Annotated in this window: 8 protein-coding genes and 4 pseudogenes; 10 read left to right on the top strand and 2 right to left on the bottom strand. The window is 60.7% G+C overall.

The features are described 5' to 3' along the window. Positions 1 to 48: 48 nt before the first annotated feature. On the bottom strand, positions 49 to 1,083 hold the full coding sequence (locus OVY48_RS08405; protein WP_107126479.1) for an IS110 family transposase: 1,035 nt from the start codon (positions 1,081 to 1,083) through the stop codon (positions 49 to 51). A 124-nt stretch (positions 1,084 to 1,207) separates the two neighbouring features. Here OVY48_RS08405 and OVY48_RS08400 point away from each other — a divergent pair, with 124 nt between their 5' ends. From OVY48_RS08400 to OVY48_RS08380, 5 genes and pseudogenes are all read left to right on the top strand, one after another. Continuing rightward, the gene (locus OVY48_RS08400) at positions 1,208 to 2,974 is read left to right on the top strand and encodes a TonB-dependent receptor (RefSeq protein WP_313924721.1); all 1,767 of its coding nucleotides are present in this window, start codon (positions 1,208 to 1,210) and stop codon (positions 2,972 to 2,974) included. Between the two features lie 90 nt (positions 2,975 to 3,064). Beyond that, on the top strand, positions 3,065 to 4,489 hold the full coding sequence (locus OVY48_RS08395) for a phosphoesterase (protein ID WP_313922479.1): 1,425 nt from the start codon (positions 3,065 to 3,067) through the stop codon (positions 4,487 to 4,489). Between the two features lie 130 nt (positions 4,490 to 4,619). Continuing rightward, positions 4,620 to 5,716, top strand: a pseudogene (locus OVY48_RS08390) (IS630 family transposase). Between the two features lie 72 nt (positions 5,717 to 5,788). Continuing rightward, positions 5,789 to 6,163 (top strand): transposase, encoded by a 375-nt coding sequence (locus tag OVY48_RS08385; RefSeq protein WP_313922478.1) that lies wholly within the window; start codon positions 5,789 to 5,791, stop codon positions 6,161 to 6,163. A gap of 475 nt (positions 6,164 to 6,638) precedes the next feature. Next, a pseudogene (locus tag OVY48_RS08380) lies at positions 6,639 to 7,741 on the top strand (IS256 family transposase); the annotation flags it as partial. A gap of 261 nt (positions 7,742 to 8,002) precedes the next feature. Here OVY48_RS08380 and OVY48_RS08375 read toward each other — a convergent pair. Next, positions 8,003 to 9,037, bottom strand: a complete 1,035-nt coding sequence (locus OVY48_RS08375; RefSeq protein WP_107126479.1) for an IS110 family transposase — start codon at positions 9,035 to 9,037, stop codon at positions 8,003 to 8,005. 444 nt (positions 9,038 to 9,481) lie between these two features. Here OVY48_RS08375 and OVY48_RS08370 point away from each other — a divergent pair, with 444 nt between their 5' ends. The 5 genes and pseudogenes from OVY48_RS08370 to tnpC all read left to right on the top strand — a co-directional run. After that, a complete protein-coding gene (locus OVY48_RS08370; RefSeq protein ID WP_313922477.1) occupies positions 9,482 to 10,180 on the top strand; it encodes a hypothetical protein in 699 nt (232 codons plus the stop codon). Positions 10,181 to 10,313: 133 nt separating this feature from the next. Further along, positions 10,314 to 10,688, top strand: coding sequence for an IS66-like element accessory protein TnpA (tnpA, locus tag OVY48_RS08365; protein ID WP_313921603.1), 375 nt, complete (start codon positions 10,314 to 10,316; stop codon positions 10,686 to 10,688). Then, positions 10,685 to 11,032, top strand: a complete 348-nt coding sequence (gene tnpB / locus OVY48_RS08360; RefSeq protein ID WP_096064158.1) for an IS66 family insertion sequence element accessory protein TnpB — start codon at positions 10,685 to 10,687, stop codon at positions 11,030 to 11,032. Before tnpA ends, tnpB begins: the two co-directional genes overlap by 4 nt. Positions 11,033 to 11,095: 63 nt before the next feature. Beyond that, positions 11,096 to 11,404 (top strand): annotated as a pseudogene (locus tag OVY48_RS23880) (transposase domain-containing protein); the annotation flags it as partial. 12 nt (positions 11,405 to 11,416) lie between these two features. Next, positions 11,417 to 12,331: pseudogene (gene tnpC / locus OVY48_RS08355) on the top strand (IS66 family transposase); the annotation flags it as partial. Positions 12,332 to 12,390: the final 59 nt, after the last annotated feature.

The raw sequence follows: 12,390 nt of genomic DNA, 5'->3' as shown, positions 1-12,390 counted from the left end.
CTGTCGTTGCCCTCGCAAGTCGGCACCATCACATCGGCGCCGAACTGGTTAGGCCGCCATCGGCAAAGGCGATGGACGGCGGTATACCTCATTCCTGGTCAACATGGCCCAGATCGAGCGAGCCGTCTTGTGAGCGACGGCTGTTGAGGCTACATTCACGGGCCTCCTGTCGACCAAAGCTTTAAGCCAGGGCCGAGGTGTCACGTCCTTGCGGAACGTTGTTCCTACAACGGCCCGAGCTCCATGGATCAAGAGCGTTCGGAGATATCGATCGCCGCCTTTGCTGATCCGACCAATCTTCTCTTTTCCCCCGCTCGCTCGAATCCGTGGCGTCAGGCCAAGCCAAGCTGCAAAATGACGGGAAGACTTGAACTGACTGCCATCGCCGACGGCTGCCACAATCGCTGTCGCCGTAATTGGGCCCACGCCCGGAGCAGTAGCCAGACGCTGGCTGTCCGGGTTTGATTTGTGCCAGGCGACGATCCGCTTCTCCATCTCGCCAAGCTTATCGGTTAATGTGTCGATGTGCCGGAAAAGACATCGCAACGCTTCTCGCGCTTCGTCCGGGACGACGGTCTTGTCCGAGGTTGCAAGACGCTCGCTCAATATCGCGAGCTGTCGCACGCCCTTGCCCGCGATAAGCCCGTATTCGCCCAGCAGTCCGCGCAGTGCATTGATCGTCGCCGTTCGCTGTCGGACCAACAGGCTGCGGACACGATGCAAAGCCAGAACCGCCTGTTGCTGCTTCGTCTTGATAGGAACAAACCGCATGTTCGGCTTGGCGACGGCCTCGCATATGGCCTCCGCGTCGGCGGCGTCCGTCTTGTTCCGCTTCACGTACGGCTTAACGTACTGAGGTGGAATGAGCTTGACCGTGTGGCCGATCTCCACAAGCAAGCGCGCCCAGTGATGCGCGCTAGAACACGCTTCCATTCCGACTAGGCACGGCGGCTGCTTTTTGAAGAAGGCCGCCATATCGGCCCGAGAGAGCTTTCGGCGAAGCACGGTTAAGCCGGCCTCATCTACACCGTGAACTTGGAAAACCGTTTTGGCCAGATCAAGGCCAATCGTAACAACTGACATCGCGCTTCCTCCACTTTAATGGCACCATATAATATGATCGTTTGCATGGGGGTGGTCCATGCCATCAAATGGGCCGTCCAACGCTGCCGCTACATGACACTTGAGAGCGTCTCAGGTTTAAGCGATAATCCCATCATCACGTTGCCTGCCATGGCAGCATGATCAATCCGGCTTAGCCGGAGGTCGCTGTGGCTATCCCAGCGAACCTACACCACGCTGTGGGACACGATCTGCGCGGGCGCGCAGCGGCCTCGACACGCCGATCCAGCGGGTACAATATCGTACCCGCAGCGGTGCGGGCGGCAATCTGACCTTCGATTTTCGCGGCGACGTGCTGGGCAATCAGCGCATCACATCGCTCTACACCGATCTCGACCTGACCGATCCGTCGGTCATGCCGTTCGAAAGCTTTGCGATCCGGCCGATCAATTCGGAAGACGAAGACAAGAGCGCCATCGTCAACATAGCGCGCGACATCGATTTCGGCCTGGGTGGCGTGACCTTCACGCGGCTGCGTTTCGGCGGCCAGTTTTCCGATCGCTATCGCGATTATCAGCGTCGTGATCGCAACAATGCCGTCCTGCGGAGCGGCGCGACCCGGACGGATGCGTTCCTGCAATATCCGGTGGCCAGCAACGCCTTCGACCAATCGATCGCCAATCGCCAGACTTGGGGCAGCGTCGATTGGGCGTTGTTCAATCAGGCCTATACGCTGGGCAGCGAATATGATGGCGTCAGCCCTAGCGCGTACGACCTTGATCCGACCGCGGCCGACCTCCAAAATTCCTATCGGATCGGCGAAAAGATCCTGGCGGGCTATGGTCGGCTCGACTTCGAATCGATTGTCGGCAACGTCCCGGTCACCGGCAATTTCGGCCTGCGCTATGTGCGCACCCGTACCAATGTTCGCGGCACGACGATAGCGCCCGTTTCCGATGGCGCGGGCGGGGTGACGACGCAGGTGACGCCGACCACCACCAAGGCGAGCTATGGCGAGTTCCTGCCCAGCGCGAACGCCATGTTCGAAATCGCGGACAATATGCAGTTGCGGCTCGGCGTCGCTCGGACGATGACGCGGCCGTCGCTGTCGGAATTGCGCAATTCCATCAACACCAACAGCGTGACCGTGACGAGCATCTTCAACGAAGGCGCGGCCGCGCTCGCTGACCCGACGCTCAACCTGACCGCAGCCGCGGGCAATCCGAACCTGCGTCCCTATACGTCGTGGAACCTGGACGTTTCCTTCGAATGGTATTTCGACAAGTTCGGCGCCTTCACCGTCGCGGCGTTCCACAAGGACATCAGCGATTATGTCGCGTCGGATTTCGAGACGCGCACGCTAGCCTTTGCCGTCAACGACGGTTCGACGCTGCCGGTGGATATTCTGGTGTCGACGCCGACCAATGTCGGGGATGCCACCATATCCGGCATCGAGTTCGGCTATACGAAAAAGCTGCCGTTCGGCCTGGGGGTCACGGCGACCGCGACCTTCGCCACGTCGAAGCTGGAGCTTGATCGCACGGGCGTCGGCCTGCAATCGGCCGGTATCCAGGGCGTGTCCGACGTCAGCTATTCGATCACGCCCTTCTTCGAATCCGGGCCGTTCGAAATCAACCTCAGCTACACCTATCGCAGCGATTATATGACGGATGCCGGGGCGGTGGTCACATCGCTGCCCAGCCCGGAAGATGTCGTGCCCTATTATCAAAAGGGGTTCGGTATCGTCGATCTGGGCGCCAGCTATCAGATCAAGCCCAATGTGGAGATGTTCGTGCAGGCGGTGAACCTGTTCGACCAGCGCCAGGTGTCCTTCGCCGGAACGGAGCAGGACGTCAGCGAAATCCACACATTCGGCCGCACGGTCAACTTCGGCGTTCGCGCCAAATTCTGACCCCGGCCGCTGTTGCCGCACCGTGGCGGGGCCATCGCCTCGTTACGGTGCGGCACGCCCCCAAAACGGATTTTTCGGCGAGGAAGCTGCATGGACCGCATGTTCATCATCGGGGCGTTCGCCCTGGGCGCCCTGACAGGGCCGGTACAGGCCAGTCCCGCCGATGGTCGCCGCTGGCTTGCGGGCGACCATCATGTGCATAGCATCTACAGCGCGCAATATCGTGCCGACCCGGCCCATCCCGATGCGCCGCCCGCGCCGATCATCGGCGGCGATTCGTCGCACACCATTGTCGAAAACGCCCGGATGGCGCGCCGTTTCGGCCTGTCATGGATGGTGTCGACGGACCATGGCGGACCCCGTCATTCGATCCTCAACTATGACCGCGCCTGGCCCGATGTCGTCGCGGCACGCAAGGCCGTGTCGGACCTGGTCCTGTTCTACGGTGCCGAGTTCGACGTGCCCGGCGGCGAACATGCAAGCCTGATCCTGCCGATCGACGCGCAGGAGCGCGATACGCTGCGCGCCATCGAATCGCGCTTCGGCAAGCGCGAGGCGTTCCCGGCTGATCCGGCGCGCAACACCAAGTCCCGCATGATCGCGGCGCTCGGCTATATGGCCGCCTTGCCGAATGCCCCTGTCGTCATCGGCAATCATCCGTCACGGACGGCGACGGGCCTTGGCCAATGGGGACTTCATGCACCCGCCGAATATCGGGCCTGGCATGATGCCGCGCCCCATGTCGCGATCGGCATGGAGGGCGCCCCTGGGCATCAAGCGGCTGCCCCCAAGGCAGGACTGGACGCAGCCCACGGGTCGCGCGGCCTCTATGGCGGATATCCCACGATGGGCGGCTTCGATCAGATGGTCGCCACGCTTGGCGGCGGATGGGATGCCCTGCTTGGCCAGGGGATGCACTGGACGATCACGGCCACGTCGGATTCGCATGGCCACTGGACAGCGGGCGGGGCCGATTTCTGGCCCGGCGAATATGCCAAGACATGGGTGTTGGCGACACCGACCGGCGCGGACATTCTGGACGGCTTGCGCAGCGGGCGCGTCTTCGCGGCGACCGGCGACCTTATCGACGCACTGGATTTTACGGCCGCCCGCGTGCGAATGCCTAGTCCGCCTGCCGCCATGGGCGATGTCCTCGCCGTGCCGCGCGGCGAGGACATCGTCGTGACAATCCGATGGCGACCGGCCCGCACGGCGAACGCCCATGGCGACGTGCCAAAGCTGGATCATGTCGACCTCATCGCAGGCGGCCCCTCCGCAACGGCGGGTGATCGCAACGCGACGACCAAGGTCATTCGCCGCTTCACCGCCCAGCAATGGAAGCAGGAAGGCGATTATCACGTCGTCGAACACCGGATCGGCGCACAGGACATGCCCCGCTACCTCCGCATCCGCGGCACGAACACGACGCAAACCGAACCCGGTCCCGACCCCGTGGGCGAAAATCCCTGGGATGACCTCTGGTTCTATTCCAACCCGATCTACATCGACCGATAAGCAGACGTCAGGCCGCAGTGGAACCGGGGCAACTGGATGCACTTCGGGCAGGAAGGATAGGACACTAGTCATCTGGAACTGAAGTAAGCATCATTGTATTTACCCCTCACTGGCGATGATGGGGGGCGTGATGGCGGGTAGGCAGGCTGATTTGGTTGTCTTAACTGCAGACGACCGTTGTTTTCTCGAAGCTCAGGTTCGCCGCCGCAAAGCACCACGTTCGCTATCGGACCGATGCCGGATGGTGCTGCTTGCGCAGAGGGATTACAGAGCAAGGAAGTTGCCGAACGCCTCGGTGTCCATGAGCATACGGTAGGCAAATGGCGACGGCGGTTCGTACAAAATGGCATTGACGGGCTGACCGACGAATTTCGTGCGGGCCGGCCACGAACGGTGTCGGACACGCAGGTGGCTAAGGTGGTCGAGCGCACGCTGAACACCACCCCAAAGGATGCCACGCATTGGTCGATCCGCCCCATGGCCGCTGAGGCCGGGCTGTCGCACACCACTATTCGCCGGATTTGGGGCGCTTTTGGCCTGCAGCCCCACCGGTCTGAGACCTTCACGCTGTCCACTGATCCACTATTCGTCGACAAGGTGCAGGACATTGTCGGCCTTTACATGTCACCGCCGAATCGGGCTATCGTGCTGTGCGTGGATGAAAAATCACAGATCCAAGCCTTGGATCGCGAGCAGCCGGTCTTGCCCATGGCACCCGGCGTGCCCGAGCGGCGCACCCATACCTACATCCGCAACGGTACGACTTCATTGTTCGCGGCGCTCGACATCGCCACCGGTGCCGTCATCGGCAAGTGCTATAAACGCCATCGGGCGACCGAGTTCCTCGACTTCCTCAAGCGCATCGACGCCGCGATGCCCGAGGTGCCGGACGTCCACCTCGTGATGGACAACTATGCCACTCACAAGACGCCGAAAATTAAGGCGTGGCTGGCGCGCCGCCTACACTGGCACGTCCACTTCACGCCGACTTCCGCTTCCTGGATCAATCAGGTTGAACGGTGGTTTGCAGAATTGACCCGCAAGCAGTTGCAGCGCGGTGTCCATCGCTCCACTGCGGAACTCGAAGCTGACATCGCTGCATTCATCAAGGCGCACAACGAAAACCCCAAACCCTACAGATGGGTCAAATCCGCAGACGACATCCTCGCCGCCGTCAGGCGCTTCTGCCAAAAGACAATGAGCCGAACTTCGGATTCACATGACTAGGCCGGATCGACATTCAGGATTCCCAAGAGGGCTGATACCTGATTCATGAGTTTCCGCGATCGCGGAGGGATCATGGGGATCAAGCAGTACGAGTTGAGTGAAGCACAGTGGCATCGGATTGAAGCGATGTTGCCGGGCAAGGCCTCTGATGCTGGTCGGACGGCATACGATAATCGCTTGTTTATCAACGGTGTTTGTGGGTTCTTCGATCTGAAGCGCTGGTCGGACCTGCCGGACCGTTATGGCAAGTGCAAGGCGGTGCATAAGCGCTTCACTTACTGGGCACAGGCCGGGGTTTGGGAACGCATCTTCACCCTGCTCACCAGTGACCGCAGCAGCGAGTATCTGATGATCAAAAGTTCGATCGTCCGTGGCCACGCCCAAGCGGCGACGGGCCAAAAAGGGGGGCGTGCGATCAGGCTATGGAGCGCGCCCGAGGCGGATTGACGACCGAGTGGCATATCGCGGTCGACACGTTCGGCCGCCATGCCCGTTTCATCCTGACAGGCGGCAACGCCAGCGATGCCAGATCCGCCATCCCGCTTCTAACCGGCCTCAATGCCACCCATGTCCTTGCGGACAAGCCTATGACAGCCACGCCATCCTTGACCACATCGAAGCGTCAGGCGCACAGCCGATCATCCCGCAACGGACCTGCATGCTACGCAAACGCGCCTTCGGCCCCGGCAAATGCAGGATGCGAAGCCGCGTCGAGCGCACCATCGGACGTCTCAAACAACTTTGACGCATTGTCACAAAATAGGTCGTGTCGCTGGTGGTGGTGTAGGTTTTGAGGGTTAGCGAAGCTGACCGGACGCACGCTCATCCATAAAGCGCTGTAGCGGCCGGTCAGTGTCGCGGGTGGTCACCGGCGAACTTCGGATAAGTTGGAGTTGCGAAGCTCAACTTACGGAGACCACCGATGACCAATGACAAGATGGACCTGCACGCTCTGGTTGGGAAGACAGCCGACGGCGATTTTCTACGCGACATGATCGGCTTTGCCGCGCAGCGGCTGATGGAACTGGAAGTGGGCGGTGCGACCGGCGCTGCCTATGGTGAAAAAGATCCTGAGCGCCTCGCGCAGCGCAACGGCTATCGGGATCGGGACTGGGAGACGCGAGCAGGGACGGTCGAGCTGCGGATCCCCAAGCTGCGCAAGGGAACATATTTTCCAGGGTTTCTGGAGCCCCGCCGTATGGCAGAGAAGGCACTGACGGCCGTCATCCAGGAAGCTTATATCCAGGGGATCTCGACCCGCTCTGTGGACGATCTGGTCAAAGCCATGGGCATGAGTGGGATCTCAAAGAGCCAGGTCAGCCGACTGTGCGTGGAGATCGACGAGCGGGTGAAGGCCTTTCTCGATCGTCCGATCGAAGGCGACTGGCCCTATCTCTGGATGGACGCGACCTACATCAAAGTGCGGCGGGCCGATCGCATTGTCTCGGTCGCCGTCATCATCGCCGTTGGCGTCAACAGCGATGGCCGGCGCGAAGTGCTCGGCAGGCGATCGGTCATTCCGAAGCTGAGGTCTTCTGGACCGATTTTCTACGCAGCCTTGCCCGTCGCGGTCTGCGTGGCGTGAGGCTGGTGATCTCCGATTCCCACGAAGGCATAAAAGCTTCTGTTGCCAAAGTGTTCAGCGCCACCTGGCAGCGATGCCGGGTTTATTTTATGCGCGATGCGCTGGCCCATGTCGGCAGGAGCGGACGCTGGGTCGTGTCAGCATTCATCGCCACCGCCTTCGCACAGGAAACGCCCAAAGCCGCAAAAGCCCAGTGGCGCAGTGTCGCCGATCAACTACGTCCCACCGTGCCCAAACTGGCTGCTCTCATGGACAGCGCCGAGGAAGATGTGCTGGCTTATATGACGTTCCCCGCCCAGCATCGCACCAAGCTGCATAGCAATAATCCGATTGAGCGCCTCAATGGCGAAATCAAACGGCGTACCGATGTCGTAGGCATCTTCTCCAACGAAGAAGCCATCACCCGCCTTGTCGGTGCCATCCTCTTGGAACAGAATGATGTGTATGGACCACCCCCACCTTGCAAGGCTTTTCAACAGATTTCGACGATTTCGGATCTTGCGGTCGTGTATCCGGCCTTGTTGTGCGGCATAACACGCCGCAGGCCCCTATGGTTTCCGCGGATCGACGGCCGGACAAATGGACGAACTCAAATTGGTTCGCATCATTTCAGTGACCTTTGTCGATCCCCGGTGATACCGGTTCGCCATACTCTGTCGTTGCCCTCGCAAGTCGGCACCATCACATCGGCGCCGAACTGGTTAGGCCGCCATCGGCAAAGGCGATGGACGGCGGTATACCTCATTCCTGGTCAACATGGCCCAGATCGAGCGAGCCGTCTTGTGAGCGACGGCTGTTGAGGCTACATTCACGGGCCTCCTGTCGACCAAAGCTTTAAGCCAGGGCCGAGGTGTCACGTCCTTGCGGAACGTTGTTCCTACAACGGCCCGAGCTCCATGGATCAAGAGCGTTCGGAGATATCGATCGCCGCCTTTGCTGATCCGACCAATCTTCTCTTTTCCCCCGCTCGCTCGAATCCGTGGCGTCAGGCCAAGCCAAGCTGCAAAATGACGGGAAGACTTGAACTGACTGCCATCGCCGACGGCTGCCACAATCGCTGTCGCCGTAATTGGGCCCACGCCCGGAGCAGTAGCCAGACGCTGGCTGTCCGGGTTTGATTTGTGCCAGGCGACGATCCGCTTCTCCATCTCGCCAAGCTTATCGGTTAATGTGTCGATGTGCCGGAAAAGACATCGCAACGCTTCTCGCGCTTCGTCCGGGACGACGGTCTTGTCCGAGGTTGCAAGACGCTCGCTCAATATCGCGAGCTGTCGCACGCCCTTGCCCGCGATAAGCCCGTATTCGCCCAGCAGTCCGCGCAGTGCATTGATCGTCGCCGTTCGCTGTCGGACCAACAGGCTGCGGACACGATGCAAAGCCAGAACCGCCTGTTGCTGCTTCGTCTTGATAGGAACAAACCGCATGTTCGGCTTGGCGACGGCCTCGCATATGGCCTCCGCGTCGGCGGCGTCCGTCTTGTTCCGCTTCACGTACGGCTTAACGTACTGAGGTGGAATGAGCTTGACCGTGTGGCCGATCTCCACAAGCAAGCGCGCCCAGTGATGCGCGCTAGAACACGCTTCCATTCCGACTAGGCACGGCGGCTGCTTTTTGAAGAAGGCCGCCATATCGGCCCGAGAGAGCTTTCGGCGAAGCACGGTTAAGCCGGCCTCATCTACACCGTGAACTTGGAAAACCGTTTTGGCCAGATCAAGGCCAATCGTAACAACTGACATCGCGCTTCCTCCACTTTAATGGCACCATATAATATGATCGTTTGCATGGGGGTGGTCCATGCCATCAAATGGGCCGTGCAGCGCTGCCGCTACATGACGCTGGAAAGCGTCTCAGAATTAAGCGATAATCCCATCATCAGGTTGCCTGCCATGGTAGCATGATCAATCCGGCTTAGACGGAGGTCGCTGTGACTACCCAGCGAACCTGCACCACGTTGTGGGGCACGATCCACAAGATATGATCGCATCCCTCAAAACTACCTCGCCGCGCTCTCCTTCTGGTGCTAAATATCTATTCAGACTAGCTTGCAATCGGTCGCCAGAGGCTGCCCGCGGTCGAGCGGATGAGCGTGGAAATTTCGGTTAAGCTGCGGGGCAGGGACTGCGCCACCCTCGCGTGCTGCTCATTCGTGTCGAGGTCGGACAGAAGGGAACCGCTATCCATTGCGACACCGCGCAGATAGCAGCGCTGCTGCGGTCACTGCAACAGTTCCGCAGTCAAACCGGATGCATCCCGACTGGGTCGTTGAACAGCATCCGCTTGCCACCGTCGATGCGCGTTACACGCTCTTGATCGAAAATCTGCTCGATCTCAGCCATGTCACCTTCATTCACGCCAACACCATTCCGGGCGGGAGCAAGGTGGTCGAAATTCCGGTCACGCTGGCCGAGACCGAGCGCAGCCTTACCGTCCAGCGCAACGGTCAGAACCTGCCGCTCAATCCGTTGATCCAGATGCAATTCCCCCACCAGAAAGGGCCGGTCCATCAGCAGTTTGATGCAGAATATCTCGGCCCCTGCCTGATCCGCACCGGTGGCGCTATAAGCGACGCCGCTAGTGGCACCGTGCTGGGCATTCAGAATTTTCTGCACATGATCACGCCTGCATCGCCGACCCGGCTGCACTATTTCGTCAATACCGCACGCAATTTTGGCCTCGACAATCCAGCCCTGGCCACGATGAACCTGGGAATGGGTACGCGCATCCAGCCCGAAGACATCGATGCCATCGAAACAATCGAAGCCGTGCTGCAATCGGGTGCGACGCTGCCGATCGAGATCAGCGCGCGGATCGACAATGGCGCGCTGAAAGTTCGCCGCCGGTTGGAAACCCAGATTTTAGCTGAGACGGGCTGCGCTTGATTGGAAAGCTGTCTCGACACGCTTGAACCGTAACCGACCGGTTGAGGCCGCCTGCCTTGCTGTGATGTGAGCGCGTAAGAGACGTCCATAAGGACGTCGTTATGGACGTCCTGAGCCAAAGCGAGGGACGGCGGTGGAGATATTGGGCCGGGAACGGCGTCGTCGGTGGAGCAACGCGGAGAAGCTCGAGATCGTCGCCGCTGTGGGAATGAACGGAGAGACGTTGGCGCGCGTCGCGCGGCGCTACGATGTGTCGCGAAGCCAGATCTATCAATGGCGCCATCTGTTCAGGAAGCGAGGGTTGCTGCCTGCGGCGGACGGGCCGACCTTTTTGCCGGTTGATATCGGGGCGCCCATGCTGAGCGCGGAGCCCGTGCTCGATGACCGGGTGGTGGTCTCGCCCTTGATCGTCGAGCTGTGTCTGGCGCAAGGACGGCGGCTGCGCTTCGATGCCGGCATCGAGGCTACTGCCTTGACCCAGCTTATCCGGTCGGTGGAAGCTGCATGATCGGACCGGGCACCGGCGTAAGGGTCTATCTCGCCTGCGGCGTCACTGACATGCGCAAAGGGATTTCGGGTCTTGCAATGCTGGCCCAGACCGTGCTGCGACAGAAGCCGGCCAGTGGTGCCGTATTCGCCTTTCGGGGACGGCGCGGCGACAGGCTGAAGCTGCTTTACTGGGATGGTCAGGGATTTTGCCTCTATTACAAGATCCTGGAGCGCGGCCGTTTTCCCTGGCCCTCTGCGGCTGACGGGGCGGCGCGACTGACATCGGCCCAACTCGCGATGCTGTGGGAAGGGATCGACTGGAGGCGTCCGAACTGGGGTGCGCCGCCTACACGCGCGGGGTAACTTTTCTTCTGCAAAAGCGGCTGTTCTGCTAGGCTTTGCGGCCGATTTCCTGTATAAAAAGCCATGCTCAACGCGGCATCCGATCTTCCCGAAGACCCGGCCCTTCTCAAGGCGCTGATCGCCCAGTTGCAGGCCCAGAACAAGAAGCTGACGACGACGCTGCGCGCCCATGACCTGGTCGTCCAGGCACTGCGTTTGCAGATCGCCAGGCTCAGGAAGCAGGCTTTCGGCAAATCCTCCGAGAAGATCGAACGCGAGATCGAGCAACTCGAGTTCGCTCTCGAAGACGTGCTTGTTTCGGTCGCGCAACAGGGCCTCGTGACAAGTGGCCTGGACGATTCCGAGGCGCAAGCGGCGGTCGCGTCTGCCGAGACCACCCCTGGGCCGCGTCCATCTCGGCGCCCACGCGTCTCGGCGGATACGCCGCGCCAACGCCACGAACTTGACCCCGGCAGCACCTGTCCGGAGTGCGGCGGCGAGCTGCGTCTCGTCGGCGAAGACGTGAGCGAGATCCTCGAGATGATCACGGCAAAGCTCCAGGTCATCGAAGTCGTCCGCCCGAAGAAGTCCTGCCGTTGCTGCGAGAAGATGGTCCAGGTGCCAGCCCCGAGCCGACCGATCCCCGGTAGCATGGCCGGAGGAAGTCTCCTGGCTTACGTGCTGATCTCGAAGTTTGACGACCATTTGCCGCTGTACCGGCAGAACGAGATCATCGCGCGCATGGGTGCCGACATCCCACGCAGCACGCTGGCCGATTGGTGTGGTCGCTCGATGCGGATCCTGCAGCCGGTGATCGACCGGATCGAGGCCTCGGTCCTGGGCAGCGACATCCTGCACGCCGACGATACACCGATCCGCGTGCTGGCTCCGGAACGACGCGCCAAGGGTATCGGCAAGGGTGTGATGCAAGGCCGGATCTGGGGCTATGTCTGTGATCAGCGGCCTTGGGCCGGCACCGCGCCGCCTGGCGTCCTCTACCGCTATGCGCCCAACTGGAAAGCCGAGCACGTGCTGGCGCACTTGGGCAGCGCAAGCGGTATTCTTCAAGCCGACGCCTACAAAGGCTATGCTAAGCTCTACGAACCCGTCGCGGATGGTGAGCCTCGCTTCCGGGAAGCGGCCTGCTTTGCGCATTGGCGACGCGATTTTCATGACATCTGGACGTCGCAAAAATCCGAGATCGCACACGAGGCGCTCGAGCGTATCGGGCAACTCTACGACATTGAGCGCAAGATCGCGGGCAAGCCTGCCGATATCCGCCAGGCAATACGCCAGGAGTTGAGCCGACCCAAGCTTGAGGCTCTGCATAGGTAATTGCTCACGGGGTTGGCAGAAAAGTATTGCGCGGAGGTCGATTG

The organism is Sphingobium sp. SA2 (genome assembly GCF_032227065.1).
Taxonomy (GTDB): Bacteria; Pseudomonadota; Alphaproteobacteria; order Sphingomonadales; family Sphingomonadaceae; genus Sphingobium.
Note: the sequence above shows the minus strand (reverse complement) of the source record. Positions and strands in the feature narration are given on the sequence as shown.